Source organism: Streptomyces sp. NBC_01571, from assembly GCF_026339875.1.
Lineage (GTDB): Bacteria > Actinomycetota > Actinomycetes > Streptomycetales > Streptomycetaceae > Streptomyces.
In genome coordinates this window covers 7,870,508-7,894,677 of sequence record NZ_JAPEPZ010000001.1, presented here as the reverse complement: position 1 = coordinate 7,894,677, position 24,170 = coordinate 7,870,508, and the positions used below count along the sequence as shown (strand labels likewise).

Genomic DNA, 24,170 nt, shown 5'->3' with positions numbered 1-24,170 from the left:
GTCTGATTTGACACCTGTCGCCCTGTGAAAATCCCTGTCCGTGCTCGGAACGCGGTGAGAGAGAGTCCGTGTGACGGCGACGATCGCGTTCCCCGTTCTCCTGCGACTGACCGACGAACGGTCGGCCGCCTTCCGTGCCGCGGTCGCCGCCGCGCCAGGTCCCGACGTGCGGGTGCCGACCCGCCCGGAGTGGACGTTGTTCGATCTGGTGCGGCACCTGGGCGAGGGGCGCCGTTCCTGGGCCGCCACCGTCGCCGCGGAGCCTGCCGCCCGGCCAAGTCCGCGCCGAAGGGCGCTCCGGCCGCGCCCCGGGAGCGCGAGGCCGTGTCCGCCTGGTTGGCCGCGTCGACGCAGAGGCTGCTGGACACGCTGCGGGAGGCCGGCCCGGATCGCGGTTGCTGGACGTGGTGGGGTGCGTCGCAGTCGCCGCGGGCCTGTGGCGCCGTCGCCCGGCACCAGCTCCAGGAGATCGCGGCGCACCTACGACGCCCCGGTCACCGCGGGTGCCCCGGAGCCGCTGCCGGGTGAGGTGCGGCAGGGCCAGTGACCTGGTCCTCTTCGTGTACGGCCGTATCCCGGTGGACTCTCCGCGGATCGACGGAGTCGCGGGTCCGCTCGACCTGCTCCGCGCGCGGGAGCCGGAGGAATAGGACGAGACGACGCGGCCTCCGGCCTCGCACGTCTCCCCGCGCGGCGCCACCGCCGAGACGGCGCCTGGAGGCGCTCAGCCGCCGTGTGACATAGCGTTTCCCTGGTGGTCCGGGGCCGGCAGCGGTGATACGGAACGGCGGATCAGCGGTGGAGCAGCACGAGGACAGGGCTTTCTGCCAGGCGGATGACGAATGGTGGTCCGGCCGTCTGCATGAGCTCTGGCGTGTCGCCGACGGGGCGCATGACGTGACAGGGCTGGCCGACTCCCTCTACGACATGCTGCTCCGTATGCCCGGTGTGCTGGCCGTCGTGGGCACCCGCTGGAGCGGTGGGCTGCTGCACAGTCTGCGGAGCGCCACCCTGGCGGAGCCGACGCTGTCGTTCGTGGAATTCGAACAGGATTTTGGCGACGCTGCCGCCGCCGGGGCTCCGGACGGCGATCCGACCGTCACGGTTCACGAGGTGTCGGGTCTCGACGGCGCCATGCCGTATGTCCGGGTTCTGGCGGCAGCGGGCGCGCGGAGCGTGGCCCTGTGCTCCGTGTCGATGGGGCAGGGCGACTGGGCGTCGTTCATGGTCGGCACCGCGGACAGCGACACGGTCGACGCGACGCTACGGGCCCGGTTGAAGCAGGTTGCCGAGGTCACCATGGTCACCGACAGGCGCATCATGGCGCGGCGGGAGGATGAGCTGCGCCAGGTGAGTGACGCCTTCCTGGCGGAGGCGTCGTTGCAGATGGATTCGAGCCTCGATGTGGAGAAGACCGTGCGACGGGTGGCACGGACGGCTGTTCCCGCTGTCGCCGAGGGGTGCGTCCTCCATCTGCGTCTTTCCGGCGGACTGACTCCCGTGGCCTTCTCACATGTGGACGCGGGCGAGCAGCGGTGGCTCGGTGCGATCGCGGCCGAGGACCACTGGCTCACGGATCTGTTGGAGCACGTCGTCAGCCGCGGGGAGGGGCTGGTGCTGCGAGGGGTCGAGCTGGCCGGCGGACCCTTCGGGCCCGCCTCGTCCGGGACGGGGCGGGCCGTTCAAGCGCTCAGTGTGAATCCGCTCAAGGCCCGGGGCCGGTCTCTGGGCACGCTGACGTTCCTCTACCACCGGGGGGACATCGCCGAGGTGACCTCGCGGTTCCTCGCCGGTCTCGCGGACCGGGCCGCATTGGCCATCGACACCAGCACCCTGTACGAACAGCGGCGCCAGCACGTGATCTCCCTCCAGCGGTATCTGCTGCCGAGAGAGCTGCCGCGGGTCTCGGGGCTCGCTCTGAGTTCGGCGTACGCGGTGGGCGACGTCTCGCTCGACGTGGGCGGTGACTTCTACGACGCTGTCCCGGGGGCACAGGGCGGTGTGACGCTCCTTGTCGGTGACGTGTGCGGTCGCGGGGCGGAGGCTGCGGCACTCACCGGTCTGGCCCGCCACACCCTGGGCACCCTGCTCGAGGACGGCAGTACGCCCGAGCACGCGCTGGGACGACTGAACCGGGCGCTGCTCAGGGAGGGCACGTCCCGCTTCGTGACAGCGCTCGTGGCGGTGCTGGTGTCGGAGGGAAAGGGATTCCGCTTGCGCTACTGGAGTGCCGGACATCCCGCGCCTCTGGTGCGGCGTGGGGACGGCACTGTGGAGGAGCTCACGGCCCACGGGGATCTGCTCGGTGTGCTGGAGGAGATCGAGTACGGATCCGGATCGGCGCACGTGGCGCCGGGGGACGCGCTGGTGCTGTTCACCGACGGGGTGACCGAGGCGAGAGCGGCCGATGGAACGTTCTTCGAATCCTGCCTGCGGGACGCGGTGACGCGGGAGGGGGCCGGTGAGGCCGAGGGGTTCGCCGAACGGTTGGCGGCGGCTGTGGTGGAATTCCGGGCGGCGGGTACGGACGACATCGCCGTGCTCGTCGCACAGGCGGAGGCGGTCGCGTGAGCGGGTCGTCCGGGGATCCGAGGATCGATCACGACTTCGTCTGGGTGGTCGAGGATTCGGCGGAGGACGCGGAGGCGATTCAGCGGGCGCTCGGTCGCACTCATCCGGGTCTGACGCTGGAATTCACCGACAGGGGTGCCGGAGTGGCGGAGCGGTTGCGGGAAGCCACCCGGCGACCGGGGCTCGTCCTCCTGGATCTGCACCTGCCCGGCCTCAGCGGAGCCGCGGTGCTCCGGTCGATCCGCTCCATGCCCGAACTGGACCGCGTGACCGTGGTTGTCTTCACGTCGTCCGCCGCGCCGGACGAGGTCGACGCGACCTACGCGGCGGGGGCCGACAGTTACATCTACAAGCCGGTCAACTTCGAGCTCTTCCGCACCGTTCTGAAGGGGGCCGTGGACTACTGGCAGAAGAGAGCGCGGGGCGAGGACGAGGGCCCGGCGGCTCAGTCGCCGCCGCCTTGACCCAGGGTGAAGCAGAAACTGGTCCCGCGGCCTGGTTCGCTTTCGAGCCACAGCTCGCCGCCGTGCCGTTCGATGATCCGTTTGACGATCGCGAGGCCCACGCCGGCGCCTCCACCACGCTCGTCCGGCCCGTGCAGTCTGCGGAACAGCTCGAAGACCTCGGCTTGCCGGTCGGCCGGAATGCCGATGCCGTTGTCGCGGACCACGACGGTCTGCCGGGGGGTTCCGCCTGCCGGGGTGCGGAGGGTGTCGACGAGAACCTCGACGGTGCGGTCGGTGCGATCTCCTTGGTCGGCGGCGTACTTGGCCGCGTTCACCAGGAGGTTGACCAGGACCTCGTAGAGCCGGTGCTCATCGGCGTACACCTCGGGCAGATCTCTTCTGATGACCCGCACCCGGGCCTCGGCCAGACGCTCCCCGGCCACCTCCAGCGCGGAGTCCAGCACCCGGTCCAGTGGGACACGGACGCGGTGCAGGCCGCCCCGGCCCAGCCGGGCGAAATGCAGCAGCGAGTCGAGCAGTTCGTCCATCCGGCCGGCCAGCCGCCGCATGGTGTGCATCCGCCGGACGGTCGTCGCGTCGAGATCCGCCGCCGCGTCCTCGACGACGAAGGCCGCGGCGTTGGAGATGCCCCGCAGTGGTTCCTTGAGGTCGTGGGCTGCCGCATGGGCGAACGAGTCGAGATCGGCGTTCGCGACGCGCAACTGGTCGTTGAGCGCCCTCAGTTCGGCCTCGTGCCGGAGTACGAGACCGGTCAGCGCGCGCCAGAGCTCCTGCGCGGTGGCACGGTCGGCCGGCGTCCAGGGCGGGCTCTGTCCACGTACCACCGCGCGGAAGACGGCACCTGATCCACGAGGGGTGAGCCGCTCGCCCCGCGGGCCGGCCTGGACGGGTTTGGAAGGGTCGGCGGCCCATTGGCGGGCGGTGGGACGCTCCCTGCGGAACCAGGCGAGGAAGTCGCCCGAGCGGCTCAGCGTCACCATCAGGACTCCCGCCGGACCGCTCGTCAGGTCGCCGCCGGGGCGGTCCGGTTCCCCGGAGAGGCGGTCCGTACTCCAGACCGTGCCCGGTGACAGCCCTGACGCGTGCGCCTGGAGGGTCTCCAGCAGAGCGGGCGCGACGGTCATCCCGCTGAAGTGGCCGCGTCCGCCCCGGCAGAGCGCCGCGCCATCGGCGTCCAGCAGTGTTCTGAGGGCGTCGTCGCCCGTCAGGAGCGAGGTCCCCAGATCGGACGTGACCCGGGAGACGATCCGGTCGAGCCGTTCGCGGGACGCGGCGAGCGCTTCGGCCTGCTGCCGTTCCTCGATGGCCGCGAGTTGCAGGGAGAACGCGACACCGAAGAACTCACATGCCGCCCGCAGTTCCGGGGAAACGGTGGTGGCGGTGTCACCATGACAGGCGATCAGCCCCCAGAGCCCGCCCTCCCGGAGGACGCTCACCGACATCGACGACTTCACACCGATGTTCCGCAGGTACTCCAGATGAAAGCCCGACACGGTGCGCAGGACCGAGTTCGACAGGTCCAGTGGCAGGCCCGAGCCGGCCTGTCGAGGGGGGTGCAGGCCCACGCTGACGTCGTCCACGTCGGCGATCACCCGGATCCAGTTGTCGCGGTAGAGCCGCCGCGCCTGGGGCGGGATGTCACTGGCGGGGAACCAGAGTCCCAGCCAGGGCTCGTGGCCGTCGGTGAGTTCCTCCGCGACAACCTCGCCCGGCCCGTCCTCGCCCTCGAAGCGGTAGGCGACGACACGGTCGAAGCCGGTCAGCGCCCGGATCTCACGGGTGGCCGCCTGGCAGCACTCGATGGCCGACGTCGACGACCGGAGCCGGGTCAGGGCTCGCCTGACCCCCTGGTAGTAGCGCGCGAAGTGCGGCAGCGCAACGGCTCGCGGCTCGCACTCCAGGATCAGAAGAGGCCCCTGCCGGTGTGCGGTCACGTCGAACATCCGGGGGTCGCCGGCCGCGTCGATGGAGACAGGGAGAACCAAGCTCACTGCCTCGTGCTGAGCGCCGGCCTCAAGGGCCTCGGCCCAGTCCTCGGGGGACAGCACCCGCGTGACGGGTCCCCCGACCAGCTCCTGGGCCTCGATCCCCAGCAGGCAACCGGTGTTCAGGGCCGCGGTGTCCACGGTGCCGGTGTCGGCCTCCACCGCGAGCAGGGTGCCGTGGGACTGGATCCTGCCCAGCAGATGAATGGGCTCCTGGACGCATTCGCCGAGATCGAAGCCCATGGCCGCCGCGGCCTCGGCCTCCCGCCCCGGGTCCGGATGGGACATCTCTTCTCCCACGTACCGTGTTCTCGATCCGCTCTTGGTCGGCCGTCGGGCCCGCCGAGATCCTTCCACGGCACCCGGGGACGGCCCGGCAGCACACACCCTCGTTCTCCCCGGTCGGACGCGGCCCTCTGCCGGCAGCCCTCCGTCAAATGATGTCGAGGCGGTCGGGGAACGGCGTCGCGGCGGACGCCTCCCCCGACGCGGCAGTGGTCGCGCCGGGGTGACGCTCGCGGCACTTCGGCCAGGAGGGGTCGGGCGGCGAGGCCGACACGGGCACGGGGCATGCCTTCATGGTAGATTCACACGATAAACACCGTAATTCACCTCTTTGCACACCTACCCGACCCGAGCCGCTTTCCGCTCGCCGGTGAGAGCGAGGCACCCGGTGGATCCTGAGGCGGCGGTCGGAGGGCGGCGGTGAGCGCGGGTTCGCCAAAGGCGGGGAACGCCAAGCTGCTGACGTACGCGATCGAGGTCGGCCTGGCCGGTCTGCTGAGCTACTGGGCGGCCACCAACATCTGGTCGGGCGCCCACCAGTCGTACGAGGACGTCCAACTCGGCGGCATGTGGGCTGCGATCTCCGCGATTTTCGTGTGCCGGGAATGCGAAGGGAAGAGCCTTGCGGCGGCGGTCGCCCGTATGTCGGCGACGCTCGTCAGCTTCGCACTGTGTCTGGTCTACCTCGTGTTCCTGCCCTTCCACATCTGGGGCCTCGCCCTGCTCGTGAGCCTGAGCGTCCTGGTGCCCGGCCTGGTCGGACGGCCGGGTGACGAGGCGACCGCCGCCATCACCACCACTGTCGTCATGGTCGTCGCGGGACTGAGCCCGCACGAGGCCTGGAAACAGCCGCTCCTCCGTCTGGCCGACACCGCCATCGGCGTAGCCGCGGGAATCGTCACGCTGGTCATCGTGCATCGGATCGGCAAGTGGACAGGCAGGGACCGCGGCTCTCCACCCACCTGACCGACCGGCCGCGACCCGCGCCGACCGACCACTCGTGCCTTCACGGGGCGAGCTCTCGACTGCTCCGAACTCGCCTTCCCTCACGCGCGGTTCGATCCTGGCCCCAGCGGCGGTGAGGCGCTCGAAAACCGGTGGAGGGACGCCGCTGCGCGCCATTACCGTGCTGCCGAACCAAGTCGTCGGTCAAGGACGTGCCGTTGTACACCCTGTGAGACCTCCCGAGCGCTGATCTGTCGCGCGTCGCGCATGTGCGCCGCGCTCCTTTTTGCTGCGGACTTCTCACTGAAACCGGTGTACTTCTGTGCTCGAAAACTGGGTGGTCGTTCCCACCTGCCTGCCGCTCGTTCGCCGCCGTTGCCACGCGTGCGCGTCCGAGCGCTTCCGGGCGAGCGGAAAATTTCGCGTCAACGCACACCACAAGCTCATCGACGCCTGGCTCCTCGCGCTCTGCACCACTTGCGGGGACACCACGAAACTCACGGTCCTGGAGCGGATGAACGTGCGCTCCGTACGATCTGAGCTGCTCGACCGGCTGCATGACAACGACCTTGGCCTGACCGCTGAGCTGCTCCAGGATCCGGTCGTGCAGCGCCGTAATCGCATCACCCTCGACTGGGACAACGCCTGGCGCCTGGACACCGGCGGATCGGCTCACCTGGACCGCGAGGCGATCGACGTCTCGGTCCGCCTCGCGGCGCGGATCCCTGTCCGGCCCGTACGACTGATCGCTGAAGGTTGCGGTCTCTCACGGGCCGAGGTGGAGAGACTGATCACGGAGGGGAAAGTCGTCTCGGCGGTCCGGCTGAGCGGCAGGCTCTCCGGCGACTTCACCTTCACGCTCAAGCGCTGAGCCCACCTCGGGACACGGGCCTGTCCGGCACGATCCGCCGGGCAGGCCCTGACGGCGGCGCGACGTCTTCGTCTCCACACCGAACTCGGAGGCGACGGCCTCGACATCACGAACACGAGGGCGGACCGACGTGTCGGGGCCGGGAGGCAGTCGCGCCGGCCCGGTCGGAGTCCCGTCCGTGAGCATTTTCCCAGGCTATCTGGCGGATGGGCCTCCCCCTCCGGCGTGAGGTGACCATAGTGGTCGAGTGTGATCGTCGAGGGGGAGGACCCCGGCCGGCTCGTGGACGCCGGCACCGGCACGCCGGCCTCGTGCCGCCCGTGCGGCCGACGGGGCGTCCGTCGCGGTCACCGACGGTTCCCCCGCCGACCCGCCACCGATGCCCGTGGCACGCCCCGGTCCCAAGCCCCGGCAGACACACCGCACTTGGACAGGAGGAACGAACATGACCACGACCGACCACGACGACATCACCGTGCTGGACAACGCCTTCAAGGCCGACGCGCACGACCGGTACGCGGAACTGCGTGCCCGCGGTCCCATCCACAAGGTGCGGATCCTGCGCGGCCTCGACACCTGGGTGGTGGTGGACCACGAACTGGCGAAGGTCGCTCTGACCCACCCCGCTCTGCTCAAAGGACGCGACGCCGGCCGCCGACGCCCTCGAAGCGGTCGGATTCACCGCGCATCGGCCGGAGTCCGGTCTGGGTGTCAACATGCTCAACGCCGACCCGCCCGACCACACCCGGCTGCGCGGTCTGGTGGCGGCCGCGTTCACCAGACCCCGGATCGAGGCGCTGCGGCCTCGCGTCGCGGAGATCGCCGAGAGCCTCGCCGACGCCATGGCGCCGCTGGGCACCGCCGACCTCGTCCGGTCGTTCACCGGCCCGCTTCCCGTCCAGGTCATCTCGGAACTGCTGGGCGTGCCGGAGGACGGCCGCGCCTCGTTCCGCGCCTGGACGTCCCAGGCCCTGGGTTCGACGTCGGAGAAGCAGCGGGAGGCCTTCGTCGAGCTCAACGGCTATCTGGCCGAACTCGTCTCGGAGAAACAGCGCTCGCCCGGTGACCACCTGCTGTCCGCCCTCACCGCGGTGTACGACCAGCGGGAGGGCCGGCTGTCGAAGGCCGAACTGGTGGGCACCGCGAACCTCCTGGTGGTGGCCGGTCACGACACGACGGTGAACCTCCTGGGCAACGCCATGGTGGCGCTGTTACGCCACCCCGAGCAGGCACGGCGGCTGCGCGAGCGGCCGGAGCTCCTGCCCGGCGCCGTCGAGGAGTTACTGCGGTTCGATCCGCCGGTCGAGTTCACACCGATGCGGTACGCGGCCGAGGAGATCACCCTCGGTGGCGCCCGGATCCCGCGCGGAGGTGCCGTCGTGGTGGCACCGACCTCGGTCGGGCGGGCCGACCCCGCCATGACGGAGAGGGACCGCGACGTCCTCGACGTGAGCCGCCCCGCCGTCCGTCACCTGTCGTTCGGACACGGCATCCACCACTGCCTCGGCGCGCCGCTGGCCCGGCTGGAGGCGGAGGTCGGTCTCGGGACACTCCTGCGCCGCTTCCCGGATCTGACCACGGCGGTGCCGCCGGCCGACATTCCGTTGATACCTGTCGGCCTCATGCGCGGACCGGTCAGCCTGCCCGTCACCTACACCCCGGTTCCCGCGACGCCCTAGGCCGAATCCGACCGGCGTACGGCACCCGTGTCGCGTATCCCGTGTCCCGCTTTCCCTCGGGGACTACGTGTCGAAGACCCCCTGAGGAGGCCCGCTCGGTCCGTGCCCCGCCGTCCCACGCCGTGCCCCGCCGAGCCCCGCGACAGCCGGTGGCGGTGGCGGTCCGCGCGGGCCGGTCAGGCGCGCGCAAGCGGGTTCGGCAGCGGCAGATAGCGGGCGTCGGCACCGTCCGCGCCGGTCCAGCGGAGCAGCAGGTTCGTCTTGCCGGGGAGGGTGGGGGCGGTGAGCAGGTCGGTGATCTCGTCCGTGATCCCGGGCAGGCCGTGCCCGGCCAGTGCGGTCCGTACGGCGGGCCAGGGGTCCCAGCCCGAGTGCTGCTCCGCGAGCAGGGCGGCCAGCTCGAGCACGTTGTTGACGATCAGGCAGTAGACCAGCCGTTCCCACCCCGCGGCCCGGTCCACGTCCGTCAGGAGTTTCACGCCCTCCGCGTCCCGGAACAGCGCCTGGGCGGGTGTGCCGGCGGCGTCCACGGCGACGAGGGTGTTCTGGAGGTGCGCCTCCAGGACGACGCCGTGGCGCGCGAACGCCTCCAGCACCGGCGGTACGACCGCACGCAGATACGCCGTCCACCAGGCGGACGGATCGCCGAGACCGTCGAGCGGGCTGCCGTCGAAGCCTTCCACCAGGGCGGCCGCGAGCAGGGGTGTGGTGCCGGGGGCGACGTGCCGGCGCAGCCCGTCGCGGACGAGGACGGCGAGTTCCTCGAAGGCGAAGTCGGCGGTGCGGTAGCCGCGGTCGCTCAGCCACGCGGCGCGGCTGCCCGGCGTGCGGTCCGTGGCAGTCCACGACGGCGGATCGGTGTGGGCGCTCGCCGGAAGGTCCGGGCGGTCCGGAAGGTCCGGGCGGTCCGGAAGGTCCGGGCGGTCCGTGGGAATGCTCGCCGGGCTGCTCATGGCGGTGAAGGCCGCCGCGGTCGCCGCGTCCGTGCGGCGCAGTTTCAGCAGGTCGTGCCGCCACAGCCGGCGGATGTCGTTGGTGATGCGCACGTCGAGACTGAACTTGACGAAGAGGTCGTCCTCGGGGGCGTACAGCGTGCGGATGGCGGCCGTCGGCCACAGCGGGCGCGCCGTGCGGCCGAGGCGGACCAGCCGGCCGTCGGCGAAGGCGGCCCGGATCTCCGGACGGGACCCGACCAGGTCGAGCTGCCAGGGGTGGGCCGGCAGCAGCCGGTAGCCGGCCGGCGCCTGTCCGAGGACGTCGAGCGGCGTCGTGTCGCCCTCCTCGACGACCGCGTCCTCGCGCACGCCGAGCAGCTCCAGCGGGAAGCGGGCGTACGCCTCGGGCGCGTACGGCAGCCAGCCGGCGACGGGGCCGCCGCCGCGCGCCTTGGGCGCCGGGTGGTACGGATGCCCGGTGATCAGGGACTGCTCAGAGCGCGTGTACGGGTCGGCCGGCGGCGTCGCGGCGGAGCGCGCGGCGAGCAGCGCGGCCACCGTGTCACGGCTGTCGTTCATCTCCGCGGGCAGCTCGGAGTTGGACAGGTGCGTGAGGAGGCGCAGTTCCTCCGCCGTGAGCTTGACCAGCGCGGTGTGGTCGAGCCGCTGCCAGGCGCCGTCGGCGTACACCTCGGGGGCGCGGGGCCGTCGTGTGCCCCGCACACGCAGCAGCCGGCCACTGGCCCGCAGCCGGAACGCACCGGGGTCCCCGGCGGGCTCCGCCGCCTCCCGCAGCAGACAATTGAGCAGCGGCGCCGCGGCGTACGCGTCGGCGGTGTCTTCACCTTCTCCGTCGCTCCCGGCGGGCGGAGGCAGTCTGGGCGGCATGGAATCCACGCGATCCATTCGTTCCCTACGGTGCACTGGTGATCATTATGTCTGTCGGCGCGGGCGACCGCGACGCAGTCCCCGTATCCAAGGAGCCCGACCGTGCACCGTCTCCCCAGGCCCGAGGCCGAAGCCGCGCTCGCCGACGAGCTGAGGACCGTGCGCCCGGACCTGTCGGCGCCGTACGCGGCCGGCCTCCCAGGCGCCCGGGCCGCCGTGCTGACCCGGCTGTGGCGGGCGCTGGCCCATGAGCCGATGCCGTGGATCGCGCGCCGCGAGCGGGGGCGCGAGGGTCTCACGCTGCACCTCGCCGACGGGCGGCGGCTGCACGGCCCGCACGCGGACCCGTACGCCACCACGGCGTACGTCACCGAGCTGCGGCTCGACGACCGGTCGTACGACCGTCCGGACCGGCTGATGACGGCCCTGGCGGTCCCGCACGCCCCCGCCTTCGCGGCCGAACTCGCCCACAGCGCGGCCTCGTTGGCCCTGTCCCGGGCGCGGCCCGCCCCGGCCGGGCGCGAACCCGCGGCGAGCTGGGAGTGGGAGCAGCGGGTGGTCGACGGGCATCCCTACCACCCCAACTGCCGCTCCCGTCCCGGGTTCTCGGCGGCCGAGCAACTCGCGTACGGGCCGGAGCACCGGCCGGTCGTGGAGCTGGGGCTGGTCGCCGTGGACGACTGCCTCGTGCGCGGCGAGTGGCCCAAGTGGCTACGGGACGAGGACCGTGTGCTGATCCCGGTGCACCCCTGGCAGGCGGCACACGTCCTCGACCGGCGTGACCTGGAGGGTTTCCCCGCACATCCGTTGATGTCGCTGCGGACGCTGGCGCTGCCGGACGGCCCGCACGTCAAGACGGCCCTGAGCGCCCGGCTGACGTCCTCCGTCCGGGACATCTCGGTCTACTCGATCGAGACGTCGGAGACGGTCTCGGCGTTCGCGGCGGAGATCGCGGCGCGCACGGACGGTCTGCTGCACGTGACCCGTACCCTGGGTGCCGTCTCCGCCCACTCCCCCGCTCTGGCGGCGGTGCTGCGCGAGTCCCCCGACCTGTATGCCCGCCCGGGCGAGCGTGTCGTCCCGGTGGCAGCCCTCGCGGCCAGCGGGCTCCCCCGGTCCCCGGGCTGGACGGCGCGGTTCACCCGTCTCGCGCTCACCGTCGGGCTGCGGCTGCTCGACCTGGGGGTGGCCCTGGAGGCACACGGACAGAACCTCCTCGTCGTGCTGTCCGCCTCCGATGAGCCGCTGCGGCTCGTCTACCGCGACCTGGCGGACATCCGCGTCAGCCCGGTCCGGCTCGCCCGGCACGGCATCGCGGCCCCCGCGTTGTCCGGACGGATCGTCACGGACGACGAGACCACCCTGCGCCGGAAGCTGTTCGGTTCCCTGGTCGCCGGCGCGCTGGGCGCGACGGCGGGCTCCTCGGCCGTGCTGCGCGAAGACCTGGGGACCGTGGTGGACGACCTGCCCCGCACCCCGGACCTCGCGGCGCTGCTCGACGAGCCCCTGCCGACCAAGGCGTTGACCCTGATGAGGCTCTCCCCGGAGACTCCCGGGGACATCTGGGCACAGCTTCCCAACCCGCTCACCGACCGCCCTTCCTGAAGATCGTTTTGAAGCCCGGTACCTTTGATCAATAGGATCCGGCGATGATCACAAGACAACGGCTGGCGGCAGGAGTCTGCGCCCTGCTCGCCGCCCTGACGGCCGGGATCGCCTTCCCGGCCGGAGCGGTCGCCGACGAAACGGCGGCGCAGGCCGCCCCCAAGGTCGAACTCGTGCTGGACGTCAGCGGTTCGATGCGGGCGCGCGACATCGACGGCGGATCACGGATGTCCGCCGCGAAGCAGGCGTTCAACGAGGTGCTCGACGCGACACCCGAGGAGGTCCAGCTCGGCATACGCACCCTCGGCGCCAACTACCGCGGGAACGACCGCAAGACGGGCTGCAAGGACACCGCCCAGTTGTACCCGGTGGGGACGCTGGACCGCACGGAGGCGAAGACCGCCGTCGCGACCCTGACGCCCACCGGCTGGACACCGATCGGCCCCGCGCTGCTCAAGGCCGCCGACGACCTCGACGGCGGCGACGGCACCCGGCGCATCGTCCTCATCAGCGACGGCGAGGACACCTGCCAGCCGCTCGACCCCTGCGAGGTGGCCCGGGAGATCGCCGCCAAGGGGGTCGGTCTCACCATCGACACCCTCGGGCTGGTGCCCGACGCCAAGACCCGCGACCAGCTCAGCTGTATCGCGGACGCGACCGGGGGCACCTACACCTCGGTCCAGCACAAGGAGGAACTCACCGACCGGGTCGGGCAGTTGGTGGACCGGGCGGCCGATCCGGTGGCGACGCCGGTCGCCGTCGAGGGCGCCGACGCCTGCGCCGAGGCCCCGGCGCTGAAGTCCGGGCTCTACACCGACCGTGAGGAGTTCGCGCAGCACCGCTGGTACCGGGTGGACGTCGAGCCGGGCAAGGAGCTGCGCGCCTCGGTGAGCGTCGCGGCCGACCGCGCGGTCAACCCCGACTACGGGGTGCTGCTGCGCGCCGTCACGGTGCACGGACGGGAGATCGTGCGGGGCGAGGCGGCCGGCAACGGCCGTACCGACGTCATCTCGACCGGTCTGCGCTATCCGAAGGCGGAGAGCGACGACGATGCCGCCCCGGCCGAGACCGTGTGCCTCCAGGTGTCCAACTCCTTCTCGGCGACCGGCGGTGTGAAGACCACGCCCGGCATGCCGCTGGAACTGACGGTCGACGTCGTCGACGGCCCGGACCAGGCGAGCGACGTGGCCTCCTTCGGCCTCGGGCGCGGCTGGTGGCTGCTCGGCGCCCTCGTGGTCATCGGCTTCCTCGCGGGTGTGCTGTGGGGCTGGATCTCGCGCCTGCGGATCGCGGTCTGGAGGACCAACTGATGCGTTTCGGACATGTGTTGAGTACGGCTCTGCTGCTGCTCGGGGCCGCGGCGGCACCCGCCGTCGCCGACTCCTCCCCCTCCCCGAGCCCGTCGGGCGATGACAGCGCGCCCACCCGGGCAGGTACGTCGTTCCGTACGGCGACCGAGATCGAGCAGGGCTCTCAGGCCACCGCCAGCGGGTCCGCGGGCGACTACCTGTACTGGTCCTTCCCCGCGGACGCCGGTCAACGGCCCACCGTGAAGGCCACGGTGAAGCTCCCGGAGGCCTCCACGCGCGGGGCCGCCGAGACCTGGCAGGTCGACGTGTACGACGGGCTGCGGCGGCGTCAGGCGTGCCAGTACGGGGCGCAGACGCGGACCGCGGCGCAGGACGCGGCCGGTGTGGAGCTGTCCTGCACCCTGCGCACCGTGCGCGCGTGGTCGGAGACCTGGGCCGACGACCCGCTGCCGGGCACGTACTACATCCGGCTGACGGCCACCGGGCTGCCGGCGTCCGAACTGGGCCTTCCGGTCGGCGCGGAGGTGAAGGTCGACTCCAAGGACATCGGCGGCGCGGCGGCGGTGGACGGTTCGCTGGGCAAGCCGCTGGTGCCGGGGATCGCGACGAGCGCCAAGGAGTCCGACTCCGCTTCCGGCTCGTCGAAGACCGCGCTGTCGTCGATCGAGCCCGACGACGGCTGGACCTCCGGCTGGTGGTCCGACCGCTGGGTGTGGACCGCGATCGGCGGCATCCTCGCGGCGCTCGCGGGCATCGGCGGCTACGCGCTGACCCGTGGGTCGGGACGGCCCTCCCGGGTGCCCCCGGGCGTCTAGGGCGTGTTGCGAAAGTCCCGTCGTCCGCCCGGAGGGCGGGCCTCGCGGCGTCCGGTGCGTGCTCTCGGCGTGCCGGGCGGAAGCCCGCGTACTGGACGTACCCGGGTTTTCGCCCGGTGCGGCGACAGGGCGTGCCAGGCGCCGCGAGGCAGGCGGGACTTTCGCAACACGACCTAGTGCCGTACGGGGCGTGGACGTCCGCACGTTCGGCGTGGACGCCCCTGCGACGGCGAGGGCCCGCCGCGCTCCCCCCACAGCACGGCGGGCCCCCGTCCCCCGTTCAGCCCGTCCCCCGTGCGGGCAGGTGGCGTGCGGGACGCTCCCACGCTCGTGCGGCCCGCCGTCGTCGTAACGGCGGTCGAACCACCCGGGGTTGCCACCCTGCGGTCGCCGCCCCGCCGCCCGCAATGTTTTCGAACGCCCTGGAAGTGTCTGGCGCGGGCGGCACGGCACCGCCAGGGAGTACGCGTCGGCCACCGGACGCGCGGGCGGCGTACCGGTGTCACTCTCCGCGCAGCACCTTGGCGAGGGTGCCCTCCCCCGTGACCCCGATACGGCCCTCACGCACCGCCTCCAGGACGGTCGAGGTCCCGCGGCTCACCGCCGTACAGGTCACGGTGTCCAGCGACAGCCGGACGTCCGGCTCCTGCGGGGCGGGCCCGTCCCCGTACACCGGGCCGTCCTGGACCCCCAGTCGTACATGGAACTCACCCTCGTCCAGCCGGACTTCGACCAGTCCCTCGCCCTCCTCCGCCAGGCCCCGCAGCAGCGGCAGCGCGAACCAGTGCGCCCGTACGGCGTCGGTGGCCCGGCGCTCGCCGAGGGCGGGCGCGCCCCATTCACCGAGCGCCTGCAGCACCGGGAGCAACTCGCGCCCACGGTCGGTGAGTTCGTAGACGTAGGCGGCGCCGGGCGGCGGCAGCCTGCGCCGGGTGGTCAGCCCGTCGCGCTCCATGTCCCGGAGCCGGGAGGCGAGGACGTCCGTGCTCACGCCGGGCAGATCCGCGTGCAGGTCGGTGTAGCGGCGCGGGCCGCCGAGCAGCTCGCGGACGATCAGGAGGGTCCAGCGGTCACCGACGGCGTCGAGCGCGCGGGCCGCGGAACAGTACTGGTCGTAGCTTCGGCGAGGTGACATGCGACGCAGTCTAGACACGTTGTTGGACTTTCCAAGCACCTACTTGGTAAAACCAAGCAACACCACGAACCGGAGGGCGCAGCGCATGGAGTTCCGGCAGTCCAGCAAACTCAGCGAGGTCTGTTACGAGATCCGCGGCCCGGTGATCGAGCACGCCGACGCACTGGAGGCGGCCGGCCACAGCGTGCTGCGCCTCAACACCGGCAACCCCGCGCTCTTCGGTTTCGAGGCACCGGAGGAGATCCTCCAGGACATGATCCGGATGCTCCCCCAGGCACACGGGTACACCGATTCGCGCGGTGTCCTCTCCGCCCGCCGGGCCGTCGCCCAGCGCTACCAGGACCGTGGTCTGGAGGTGGGCGTGGACGACGTCTTCCTCGGCAACGGCGTCTCCGAACTCGTCTCGATGGCCGTCCAGGCCCTGGTTGAGGACGGCGACGAAGTCCTCATCCCCGCACCCGACTTCCCGCTCTGGACGGCCGTCACCACGCTCGCGGGCGGCAAGGCCGTGCACTACCTCTGCGACGAACAGTCGGACTGGTACCCGGACCTCGCCGACATGGCGTCGAAGATCACCGACCGGACACGCGCCGTCGTCATCATCAACCCGAACAACCCCACCGGCGCCGTCTATCCCAAGGAGATCATCGAGGGCATCCTCGACCTCGCGCGCCGGCACGGACTGATGGTCTTCGCGGACGAGATCTACGACCAGATCCTCTACGACGACGCGGTCCACCACTCGGCCGCCGCGCTCGCCCCCGACCTGGTGGTCCTGACCTTCTGCGGTCTGTCGAAGACGTACCGGGTGGCGGGCTTCCGCTCGGGCTGGCTGGTGGTGACAGGCCCCAAGCAGCACGCCCGCAACTACCTGGAGGGGCTGACGATGCTCGCCTCCATGCGCCTGTGCGCCAACGCGCCCGCCCAGTACGCCATCCAGGCCGCGCTCGGCGGCCGCCAGTCCATCCACGAACTGACGGCGCCGGGCGGCCGGCTGCGCGAACAGCGCGACCGGGCCTGGGAGAAGCTCAACGAGATCCCGGGCGTCTCCTGCGTCAAGCCGAAGGGCGCGCTGTACGCCTTCCCGCGCATCGACCCCGAGGTGCACCGGATCCACGACGACGAGCGGTTCGTCCTGGACCTGCTGCTCCGCGAGAAGATCCAGGTCGTCCAGGGCACCGGTTTCAACTGGCCCCGGCCCGACCACTTCCGCATCCTCACCCTCCCGCACGCCGACGACCTGGACGCGGCGATCAGCCGGATCGGCCGGTTCCTGAGCGGGTACCGGCAGTAGCGGCGGACGCCCGACGCCCGCGTTCACCCCAGACCGACCTCGCACCACACCGTCTTGGTATACGGGTCACCGCACGTCGTCCCCCCGGTGCGCGGCCAGCGCCTCGACCAGAAGGAGCCCCCGGCCCGACTCGGCCTCGGGCGGGGCCTGCCGGAGGGAACCCGGCTCGGGCGGACGGCGGTCCGGGCGCGGGTCCGTCACCTCGATACGGAGCGTCGCGTCGGCTCGGGCGGTGAGGGCGAGCCGGCAGTCCCGTCCCCTCTCCCGGCCGTGCAGCGCCGCGTTCGACGCCAGTTCCGCCACCAGCAGCGCGGCGGTGCGGTTCCCCTCGCAGCCGTAGGGCCAGCCCCACCTGTGCAGTTGGTCGGACGCGAGGAGGCGGGCCAGCCGGGCGCCTCTGCGGGTGGCCGACAGCTGGAGGGTGAAGTCGCGGGCGGGGGCGGCAATATCCACGTTCATGTCACTCAGCGTGGTCGATCGTCACTACGCTCAACAGCGACATCGGCGGTACGCGGGGTCACTGTCCGGTCGCGGTCCGGCGCTGTCCGGCCCGCGCCGCGTGGAGGTGGGGGACATGGACGTCACGGCCAACGAGCCGCGGCCGGCCGACGGCAACGACGACGACTCTGCGGCCGTGCTGCGCACGGTGGGCAAGGTCATCAAGATGTGGCGCGAACGGGCGGCGCTCAAGCAGTCCGAACTGGGCACCGCGATCGGGTACAGCGAGGAACAGGTGTCGTCCGTCGAGCGCGGACGACGGGCGCCGAGAAGGCAGTTCCTCGAAGCGGCGGATCAGGCGCTCGGGGCGGCCGGAATGATCGCCGGGCTGGCGAAGGACGTGGAGGAGGCCCGGTACCCGAAGAAGGTACGGGATCTGGCGAAGCTGGAGGGTGAGTCGGTAGAGATCTGCGCCTACGACAACTCGGTCGTCAACGGGCTGTTGCAGACCGAGGAGTACATGCGCACCGTGTTCGGCTCACGGCGTCCCGCGTTCTCCGAGGAGGAGTTGGAGCATCGCGTTGCCGCCCGCCTGGCACGCCAGACGATCATCGATCGCGAGCGCACCCTCCCGGCGTTCAGCTTCGTCCAGGATGAGGCGACCCTGCTCCGACCGATCGGAGGCAGACTGGTACTGCGCCGACAACTCGAACGACTGTTGGAAGTAGGGCAACTGCGGAACGTGGAGATCCAGGTGATGCCACTGGATCGTGAGGACAACGCCGGCCTCGGCGGTCCCTTCCATCTTTTGCGGCTCAAAGAAGGCGCCACCGTGGGGCACAACGAGGTTCAGCTCATCAGCCGGCTGATCTCGGACCCCAAGGAGATCCAGATCCTGGAACTCCGCTATGGGATCATCCGAGCCCAGGCTCTCGCGCCCGGGGAGTCTCTGACCTTCATCGAGAAAGCGCTGAGGGAGACATGACCATAAACAGTTCCGACCTGGAATGGTTCAAGAGCAGCCACAGCACCGACGACGGTCCGGCCTGCGTCGAGGTCGCGACCACGCCCGGCGCTGTGCACATACGCGACTCGAAGAACAAACAGGGCCCCCGCCTCGACTTCACCCCGGACCACTGGACCGCCTTCGTCACCTTCGCGGCGGCCTCCTCACCCTCCTGACGGCCACGCCCCACCCGCGCGCGTCCGCGGAGTCGGAGATCGGGGCTCGTAGCCTGTGACGGAGCCGTGGTCCCGGCCCGCCGGGCGCAGCCCCGCCGCGTCGGACCGTTCGGCCCGCGTGAACCTTCGGCGAGCAGAGGAACCACAAGCATGGGCGACCTCCTTCTCGTGCGGCACGGCGAGACCGAGTGGTCCTTGTCCGGGCGGCACACCGGATCGACCGACATCCCCTTGACCGAGAACGGCCGCGAGCAGGCGCGCCGACTGGCCCCGATGATCGCCTCGCACCACATCTCCACGGCGTTCGTCAGCCCGATGCAGCGCGCGCGGGAGACGGCGCGGCTGGCCGGGGTCGAGGGGGTGCGGGTCGACGCGGACCTCTGCGAGTGGGACTACGGCGGATACGAAGGGGTCACGACGGTGGAGATCCACCGGACCCGGCCCGACTGGTTCCTCTTCGACGACGGTGTCGCGCCCGGACCGCCGGAGCATCCGGGGGAGAGCCCCGAGCAGGTCGAAGCGCGCGCGGAACGGATGCTGGCCAAGATCGACGCGGCTCTCGCCGAGGCGGAGGGCGATGTCGCCGTCTTCTCCCACGGGCACTTCCTGCGGGTGCTGACGGTGCGGCGGCTGGGGCTGCCCATCGAGGCCGCCGCCCTGTTCCAGCTCGCCACCGGGACCGTGAGCCGGCTGAGCACCGAGCACCGCCGGCATGTGGTGGCCGGCTGGAATGTCAGACCCGCCTCGTAGTCTTCGAGTGGGTCACCGCCGGCCGGGCCCAGGGGAAGGGGTGCGCCATGACACGACCGCCGACTGCCGCGCAGCGGCGGGTGATCGACGCCGCCGAGCCCGTGACCGGCCGACTGAAGGGCACGGAGGGCCAGCTCGCCGCGCTGGTGAAGCGCGGTCTCGCCTTCCGGCACCCGCGTCCGCCGCACGACCACTTCCTGACGCCCGCCGGGCATCGCGTGCGGGAGACCCCTGAGACGCTCTCGGAAACCCCCGAAGCCGTCCCGGGGACCCCCGCTCCCCCGGCCGTCGACGCGGGGGTGTTCGCCGCGCGGATCGGCGGCGAGGACGCCCCGGTGGGCGGGCCCTCCCGTCCGCGTGAGGTGCGCAGCGCCTGGCAGGGGCTTCTGGAGCTGCGCCGGATGACCCGTCCGGACGGCGCCGTGGACCGGCCGTGCGGGTGGGAGCGTACGCATCTGGTGCAGGCCGCCGCGCTGGCCCTGGAGGCCGCCGGGCACCACCCGGCGGGTGCGGGCCCCGGGGACAGCGGATACCGGGTGCGGGCGACACCGCAGCCGGAGGCCGTCGCCGTCCGCGAACCCGATCCCGAGGCGCTGCGGGCCTGCGCCGCCACGCTGGAGAAAGCGGGCTGGCAGACCGGCGAGCACACGGAGCCGCGTACGGGTGTGCGCTACGTACTGGCGTCTCCCCGGCGTGTCTGAGCCCGCCGGTCGCTCAGTAGGGTGACGTCCGTTCCGACCGTCGTACATACGATCGAAGAAAGGAACGCCATGGCTGAACCGTTCTCCGTCCCGGTGACCGTCCGCGGGTACGAGACCGACGTCCTGGGCCATCTGAATCAGAGCGTCTATCTGCAGTACGCCGAACACGCCCGCTGGTGCTTACTCGACAAGGCCGGGATCAACCAGGCGGCCCTGATGGCCAAGGGGGTGGGACCGGTGGTCCTGGAGACGACCATCCGGTACTTGCGAGAGCTGCGCGCCGGTGACGAGACCGAGGTGACGTGCGCCTTCACCTGGGGCGCGGGCAAGACCTACCGGGTGGAGCAGCAGATTCGGCGGACCGACGGCACGGTGTCCGCCGAGTTCGTCGCGGTCGGCGGGCTGTTGGACCTCAGGGAGCGCAGGCTCGTCGCCGACCCGCGCGAGTACTTCCGTGCACTGGCGACCGATCCGGGGGTCTTCGGCCTCTGAGCCGAGCCGCGCCGCGGTCTACGCGTCCAGCAGCTCCGGCCGGTGCTGGGCGTCGTAGGCCGCGCGGGACTCGGCGATCGTGACGCGGTGCCGCTCGGCCCAGTCCGTCAGGGACAGCAGGGTCACGTGCAACTCCCGGGCCACCGGCGTCAGTTCGTACTCGACCTTGGGCGGAACCGTCGGGTGGACGGTACGCGTGACGAGTCGGCGTTCAGCGCGGTCGGCGCCGCGGGCGGGGCACTCGGGACGTTTCTCGGCGGGGCGCTGACGCAGGCGGTCGGCTGGCACTGGATCTTTCTGGTCAATCTGCCGATCGGGGTGGCCGCCTGGGTGGCCGCGGTGCGGATCCTCGCGCCGGAGAGAGGAGTCGGGCTGGGCAGGGGTGCCGACTGGCCCGGGGCGGCACTGATCACGGCCGCGCTGATGCTGACGGTGTACACGATCGTCGGCACCGGTGACCGGAGTGCGGGCGGCACACTCGCGCTGGCCGGGCTCGCCGTCGCGCTCCACGCCGGGTTCCTCGTCCGCCAGACACGGGCCGCCCGTCCACTGCTGCGCCTGCGGCTGCTCCGCTCGCGTCTGCTGTCGGGCGCGAACGCGGTCCAGATCCTGATGATCGCGGGCATGTACGGCTTCCAGTACATCGGCGCCCTCTACCTCCAGCGAGTGCTGGGATACGACGCGTTGCTGACCGGTACCGCATTCCTGCCGGCACCGGTCGCGATCGGGGCGCTGATGCTGGGCCTGTCCGCGCGGACGATCGCCCGCTTCGGCCCGTACCGGGTCCTGCTTCTCGGGCTCGCCCTCGTCACGACGGGCATGGCCCTGCTCAGCCGGGCCCCGGTCCATGGCACGTACGCCGCCGACGTGCTGCCCGCGATGCTGCTGCTCGCCGCCGGGTTCGCGGCCGCGATGCCCGCGGTGACGGGACTCGCGATGGCGGGCGCCCGCGAGGAGGACGCGGGACTGGCCTCCGGCCTGTTCAACACCACGCAGGTGGTGGGGGTTCCCTGGGCCTCGCAGCCCTCACCACGCTGGCGGCGAGCCGCACGGAGCGCCTGACCGGCGGAGGCGAGCCGTTCGTCACGGCGACTGCGGACGGCTACCGGCTGGCGTTCACGGTGGCCACGGCGTTCGCGGCGGCGGCCCTGCTCCTGGCGGCCACCGCCCTGCGTCCGGCACGCGCCTCCTTCACACCCGTGACGGATGCCCGCCCCGCCCATGGCACCCACTCCCCCTCGCGACCTTCCGCTGAATGCCCAAAGTGCCTGCCTTTAGGGCCTGTTGGCCGAGAAGCATCGCCAACTCATCTCCTCCTGACGGGTATCCGCCACGTCCAATCTCTGGTAGGAAACCTTCCTAACAGTAAGTGGACGCCTCACTCCCCTCATCGGAGGTACCGTGCACACCCCCCACATCCACACCTCACGACGCACCCTGCTCGCTCTGATAGGAGCCTCACTGGTGGCGGGTCCGGTCCTCGCGGCGCAGTCCGCGAGCGGTGCCGCGGCCGTCGGCCTGGACGATCCGGCGAAGAAGGAGATCGCCATGAAGCTGGTCTCCAGCGCGGAGAACTCCTCGCTGGACTGGAAGGCCCAGTACAAGTACATCGAGGACATCGGCGACGGCCGCGGCTACACGGCCGGGATCATCGGCTTCTGTTCGGGCACCGGTGACATGCTCGACCTCGTCGAGCTGTACACCCAGCGCAAGCCCGGCAACGTCCTCGCCAAGTACCTGCCCGCGCTGCGCGACGTGGACGGCAGCGACTCGCACCAGGGCCTGGACCCCGGCTTCCCCGCCGACTGGCGCAAGGCCGCCCAGGACACGGCGTTCCAGCAGGCCCAGAACGACGAGCGCGACCGGGTCTACTTCAACCCGGCCGTCCAGCAGGGCAAGACCGACGGCATCGGTGTGCTCGGCCAGTTCACCTACTACGACGCCATCGTCATGCACGGCGACGGCACGGACAGCACCAGCTTCAGCAGCATCCGCAGGCGGGCGCTGGCCAAGGCGAAGCCCCCGGCCCAGGGGGGCGACGAGGTGACCTATCTGAACGCCTTCCTCGACGCCCGGGTCTGGGCGATGAAGCAGGAGGAGGCGCACTCCGACACCAGCCGGGTCGACACCGAGCAGCGGGTGTTCGTCAAGAACCGGAACCTCAACCTGAACACCCCGCTGGACTGGAAGGTGTACGGGGACAGTTACCACATCGGCTGACGGTCCCCGGCACGACGGCGTTGGGCGCGGCACTCATGATGTGCCGCGCCCCGCGCGCGTCGCCGGGATGTCTCCGTGCCCCGGGGTGACGTCCCCGGGGTCAGTAGACCGGGAAGGCCTTCAGGTCCTCGCCGGCTTCCATGGGGTGGGTGACCTCGCCCGCGTCCCGCCGCCGGCCCCAGTGGTTGAAGACGAGGTTGAGGAGAACGGCGGTCAGGCACCCCGTCGAGATCCCCGAGTCCAGGATGATCCGCGCCGTCTGCGGGAAGGCGTGGTAGAAGTCCGGCGCGGTGATCGGGATGATGCCGACGGCCAGCGACACGGCGACGATCAGGACGTTGTTGTCCTTGTCCAGGCCCGCCCTCACGAGGGTCTGGATGCCGCTGGCGGCGACCGAACCGAACAGGACCACGCCCGCGCCGCCGAGCACCGGACGCGGTACGACCGCGATCAGTGAGGCCGCCATCGGGCACAGGCCCATCAGGACCAGGAAGCCGCCGCCCGTGGCGACCACGTACCGGCTGCGGATGCGGGTCATCGCGACGAGGCCGATGTTCTGCGCGAAGGCGCTGCACATGAAGCCGTTGAATAGCGGGCTGAGCGCGGAGCCGAGCGTGTCGGCCCGCAGTCCCGCCGCGATGGTCCGCTCGTCGGCCGGCCGCTCCACGATCTCGCCCAACGCCAGCATGTCCGCGGTCGATTCGGTCATCGAGACCACCATGACCACGCACATCGAGAGGATCGCGGCGAGCTGGAACTGCGGGGCGCCGAAGTGGAACGGGGTCGGGAAGCCCACCACGTCCGCGTCGGCGACCGGAGCGAAGTCCGTGATGCCGAGGGGGATCGCGGCGAGTGTGCCGGCGACCAGGCCGAGCAGCACGGCGATCTGCTTGACGAAGCCGCGGGTGAAGCGGCGCAGCAGCAGCACGATCACGAGCGTCGCGGCGGCGAGGCCCAGAAAGGTCGGCGAACCGTAGTCGTGCGCCGCCGGGTCGGGGCCCTGCGCCCAGCCGAAGGCGACCGGCAGCAGGGAGACGCCGATGAGAGTGATGACGGACCCGGTGACGACGGGCGGGAAGAAGCGGACGGCCTTGCTGAAGAAGGGGGCGGCGACGAAGCCGAGGACGCCCGCGACGACGACCGCGCCGAAGATGACCGGCAGCGCGTCGCCCTTGTCCTTGGTCGAGGCGACGATCGCGGTCATGGGGGCGACGCCGGCGAAGGTGACCCCGTTGACGAACGGCAGCCGGGCGCCGATCTTCCAGAAACCGAGGGTCTGGAGGAAGGTGGCGAGGCCCGCGGTGAAGAGACACGCGCCGGTGAGGAAGGTCAGTTCGCTGCCGGAGAGGCCCCCGGCGGCTCCGACGATCAGAGGTGGGGCGACGACTCCCGCGTACATGGCGGCGACGTGCTGGAGGCCGCTGGCGGCCATTCTCAGCGGCGGGAGTTTCTCGTCGACCGGGTGCTTCGACTCGTTGTGCGGTATTGCCTCGTTGCTGGACGTCGATGGGGCGGCCACGGCGGCTCCTCCGGTCGGTTACGCGTCGGCTCTGACGCGGGTATCAGGGAGGTGATGCGCGGTCGTGCGGGACCGGGACGATG

At 71.4% G+C, this 24,170-nt stretch carries 19 protein-coding genes and 4 pseudogenes; 17 read left to right on the top strand and 6 right to left on the bottom strand.

The window, feature by feature from the left end:
• Window positions 1-70 precede the first annotated feature (70 nt).
• The 3 genes and pseudogenes from OHB41_RS52070 (at window position 71) to OHB41_RS35450 (ending at window position 3,035) form a co-directional block, all read left to right on the top strand.
• Window positions 71-528, top strand: a pseudogene (locus OHB41_RS52070) (maleylpyruvate isomerase N-terminal domain-containing protein).
• A gap of 270 nt (window positions 529-798) precedes the next feature.
• A complete protein-coding gene (locus OHB41_RS35455; RefSeq protein WP_266702878.1) occupies window positions 799-2,571 on the top strand; it encodes a PP2C family protein-serine/threonine phosphatase in 1,773 nt (590 codons plus the stop codon).
• Complete coding sequence (locus OHB41_RS35450; RefSeq protein ID WP_266702876.1) at window positions 2,568-3,035, top strand: response regulator; 468 nt, start codon at window positions 2,568-2,570, stop codon at window positions 3,033-3,035. The genes OHB41_RS35455 and OHB41_RS35450 overlap by 4 nt, the downstream gene beginning before the upstream one ends.
• Here the strand turns inward: OHB41_RS35450 and OHB41_RS35445 are convergent.
• Window positions 3,017-5,311: an ATP-binding protein gene (locus OHB41_RS35445; RefSeq protein ID WP_266702874.1), complete on the bottom strand. Its 2,295-nt coding sequence runs from the start codon at window positions 5,309-5,311 to the stop codon at window positions 3,017-3,019. The genes OHB41_RS35450 and OHB41_RS35445 overlap by 19 nt on opposite strands.
• Before the next feature lie 417 nt (window positions 5,312-5,728).
• On the opposite strand from OHB41_RS35445, the gene OHB41_RS35440 reads away from it, so the two are divergent.
• The 3 genes from OHB41_RS35440 to OHB41_RS35430 all read left to right on the top strand — a co-directional run bounded on the left by OHB41_RS35440 (window position 5,729) and on the right by OHB41_RS35430 (window position 8,803).
• Complete coding sequence (locus tag OHB41_RS35440; RefSeq protein ID WP_266702872.1) at window positions 5,729-6,274, top strand: FUSC family protein; 546 nt, start codon at window positions 5,729-5,731, stop codon at window positions 6,272-6,274.
• A gap of 301 nt (window positions 6,275-6,575) precedes the next feature.
• Window positions 6,576-7,124: a DUF1062 domain-containing protein gene (locus OHB41_RS35435; RefSeq protein ID WP_266702870.1), complete on the top strand. Its 549-nt coding sequence runs from the start codon at window positions 6,576-6,578 to the stop codon at window positions 7,122-7,124.
• 716 nt (window positions 7,125-7,840) lie between these two features.
• On the top strand, window positions 7,841-8,803 hold the full coding sequence (locus tag OHB41_RS35430) for a cytochrome P450 family protein (RefSeq protein ID WP_266702868.1): 963 nt from the start codon (window positions 7,841-7,843) through the stop codon (window positions 8,801-8,803).
• 176 nt (window positions 8,804-8,979) lie between these two features.
• Here the strand turns inward: OHB41_RS35430 and OHB41_RS35425 are convergent, their stop codons facing one another.
• The gene (locus OHB41_RS35425; protein ID WP_526024999.1) at window positions 8,980-10,644 is read right to left on the bottom strand and encodes an IucA/IucC family protein; all 1,665 of its coding nucleotides are present in this window, start codon (window positions 10,642-10,644) and stop codon (window positions 8,980-8,982) included.
• 84 nt (window positions 10,645-10,728) lie between these two features.
• Between OHB41_RS35425 and OHB41_RS35420 the strand changes: the two genes are divergently transcribed.
• The 3 genes from OHB41_RS35420 to OHB41_RS35410 are packed head-to-tail and all read left to right on the top strand — an operon-like array spanning window position 10,729 to window position 14,356.
• A complete protein-coding gene (locus OHB41_RS35420; protein ID WP_266702863.1) occupies window positions 10,729-12,231 on the top strand; it encodes an IucA/IucC family protein in 1,503 nt (500 codons plus the stop codon).
• A gap of 44 nt (window positions 12,232-12,275) precedes the next feature.
• Window positions 12,276-13,541: a VWA domain-containing protein gene (locus OHB41_RS35415; protein WP_266702861.1), complete on the top strand. Its 1,266-nt coding sequence runs from the start codon at window positions 12,276-12,278 to the stop codon at window positions 13,539-13,541.
• Window positions 13,541-14,356, top strand: a complete 816-nt coding sequence (locus tag OHB41_RS35410) for a hypothetical protein (RefSeq protein ID WP_266702859.1) — start codon at window positions 13,541-13,543, stop codon at window positions 14,354-14,356. The genes OHB41_RS35415 and OHB41_RS35410 overlap by 1 nt, the downstream gene beginning before the upstream one ends.
• 502 nt (window positions 14,357-14,858) lie before the next feature.
• Here OHB41_RS35410 and OHB41_RS35405 read toward each other — a convergent pair.
• Window positions 14,859-15,491, bottom strand: coding sequence for a winged helix-turn-helix transcriptional regulator (locus tag OHB41_RS35405; RefSeq protein ID WP_266702857.1), 633 nt, complete (start codon window positions 15,489-15,491; stop codon window positions 14,859-14,861).
• A gap of 85 nt (window positions 15,492-15,576) precedes the next feature.
• Between OHB41_RS35405 and OHB41_RS35400 the strand changes: the two genes are divergently transcribed.
• Window positions 15,577-16,785 (top strand): pyridoxal phosphate-dependent aminotransferase, encoded by a 1,209-nt coding sequence (locus OHB41_RS35400; RefSeq protein ID WP_266702855.1) that lies wholly within the window; start codon window positions 15,577-15,579, stop codon window positions 16,783-16,785.
• Between the two features lie 23 nt (window positions 16,786-16,808).
• On the opposite strand, the pseudogene OHB41_RS35395 reads toward OHB41_RS35400, so the two are convergent.
• Window positions 16,809-17,244 (bottom strand): annotated as a pseudogene (locus OHB41_RS35395) (ATP-binding protein).
• Window positions 17,245-17,359: 115 nt separating this feature from the next.
• Here OHB41_RS35395 and OHB41_RS35390 point away from each other — a divergent pair.
• The 5 genes from OHB41_RS35390 to OHB41_RS35370 all read left to right on the top strand — a co-directional run bounded on the left by OHB41_RS35390 (window position 17,360) and on the right by OHB41_RS35370 (window position 20,348).
• Window positions 17,360-18,208 carry a helix-turn-helix domain-containing protein gene (locus OHB41_RS35390; RefSeq protein ID WP_266702853.1) on the top strand — a complete coding sequence of 283 codons (849 nt, stop codon included), beginning with the start codon at window positions 17,360-17,362 and terminating at the stop codon, window positions 18,206-18,208.
• A complete protein-coding gene (locus OHB41_RS35385) occupies window positions 18,205-18,405 on the top strand; it encodes a DUF397 domain-containing protein (RefSeq protein ID WP_266702851.1) in 201 nt (66 codons plus the stop codon). Before OHB41_RS35390 ends, OHB41_RS35385 begins: the two co-directional genes overlap by 4 nt.
• Window positions 18,406-18,555: 150 nt before the next feature.
• Window positions 18,556-19,155: a histidine phosphatase family protein gene (locus OHB41_RS35380; protein ID WP_266702849.1), complete on the top strand. Its 600-nt coding sequence runs from the start codon at window positions 18,556-18,558 to the stop codon at window positions 19,153-19,155.
• A 47-nt stretch (window positions 19,156-19,202) separates the two neighbouring features.
• Window positions 19,203-19,856, top strand: a complete 654-nt coding sequence (locus OHB41_RS35375; protein WP_266702847.1) for a hypothetical protein — start codon at window positions 19,203-19,205, stop codon at window positions 19,854-19,856.
• 69 nt (window positions 19,857-19,925) lie between these two features.
• Complete coding sequence (locus tag OHB41_RS35370; RefSeq protein WP_266702845.1) at window positions 19,926-20,348, top strand: acyl-CoA thioesterase; 423 nt, start codon at window positions 19,926-19,928, stop codon at window positions 20,346-20,348.
• An 18-nt stretch (window positions 20,349-20,366) separates the two neighbouring features.
• On the opposite strand, the pseudogene OHB41_RS35365 reads toward OHB41_RS35370, so the two are convergent.
• Window positions 20,367-20,552 (bottom strand): annotated as a pseudogene (locus OHB41_RS35365) (winged helix-turn-helix transcriptional regulator); the annotation flags it as partial.
• Here OHB41_RS35365 and OHB41_RS35360 point away from each other — a divergent pair.
• Together OHB41_RS35360 and OHB41_RS35355 are read left to right on the top strand one after the other, a co-directional pair.
• Window positions 20,553-21,532: pseudogene (locus OHB41_RS35360) on the top strand (MFS transporter); the annotation flags it as partial. It abuts the pseudogene before it with no gap.
• A 217-nt stretch (window positions 21,533-21,749) separates the two neighbouring features.
• Window positions 21,750-22,568 carry a chitosanase gene (locus OHB41_RS35355; protein WP_266702843.1) on the top strand — a complete coding sequence of 273 codons (819 nt, stop codon included), beginning with the start codon at window positions 21,750-21,752 and terminating at the stop codon, window positions 22,566-22,568.
• Between the two features lie 100 nt (window positions 22,569-22,668).
• Here OHB41_RS35355 and OHB41_RS35350 read toward each other — a convergent pair whose 3' ends face one another.
• On the bottom strand, window positions 22,669-24,000 hold the full coding sequence (locus tag OHB41_RS35350; protein WP_266706376.1) for a nucleobase:cation symporter-2 family protein: 1,332 nt from the start codon (window positions 23,998-24,000) through the stop codon (window positions 22,669-22,671).
• Window positions 24,001-24,170: the final 170 nt, after the last annotated feature.

Bases quoted from the DNA above. Each gene is read 5' to 3' on its own strand.
- OHB41_RS35405 (WP_266702857.1), bottom strand. From the start codon at position 15,491: ATGTCACCTCGCCGAAGCTACGACCAGTACTGTTCCGCGGCCCGCGCG.
- OHB41_RS35430 (WP_266702868.1), top strand. From the start codon at position 7,841: ATGCTCAACGCCGACCCGCCCGACCACACCCGGCTGCGCGGTCTGGTG.
- OHB41_RS35415 (WP_266702861.1), top strand. From the start codon at position 12,276: ATGATCACAAGACAACGGCTGGCGGCAGGAGTCTGCGCCCTGCTCGCC.
- OHB41_RS35385 (WP_266702851.1), top strand. From the start codon at position 18,205: ATGACCATAAACAGTTCCGACCTGGAATGGTTCAAGAGCAGCCACAGC.
- OHB41_RS35410 (WP_266702859.1), top strand. From the start codon at position 13,541: ATGCGTTTCGGACATGTGTTGAGTACGGCTCTGCTGCTGCTCGGGGCC.
- OHB41_RS35445 (WP_266702874.1), bottom strand. From the start codon at position 5,311: ATGTCCCATCCGGACCCGGGGCGGGAGGCCGAGGCCGCGGCGGCCATG.
- OHB41_RS35375 (WP_266702847.1), top strand. From the start codon at position 19,203: ATGACACGACCGCCGACTGCCGCGCAGCGGCGGGTGATCGACGCCGCC.
- OHB41_RS35370 (WP_266702845.1), top strand. From the start codon at position 19,926: ATGGCTGAACCGTTCTCCGTCCCGGTGACCGTCCGCGGGTACGAGACC.
- OHB41_RS35425 (WP_526024999.1), bottom strand. From the start codon at position 10,644: ATGGATCGCGTGGATTCCATGCCGCCCAGACTGCCTCCGCCCGCCGGG.
- OHB41_RS35400 (WP_266702855.1), top strand. From the start codon at position 15,577: ATGGAGTTCCGGCAGTCCAGCAAACTCAGCGAGGTCTGTTACGAGATC.
- OHB41_RS35350 (WP_266706376.1), bottom strand. From the start codon at position 24,000: ATGGCCGCCAGCGGCCTCCAGCACGTCGCCGCCATGTACGCGGGAGTC.
- OHB41_RS35390 (WP_266702853.1), top strand. From the start codon at position 17,360: ATGGACGTCACGGCCAACGAGCCGCGGCCGGCCGACGGCAACGACGAC.
- OHB41_RS35380 (WP_266702849.1), top strand. From the start codon at position 18,556: ATGGGCGACCTCCTTCTCGTGCGGCACGGCGAGACCGAGTGGTCCTTG.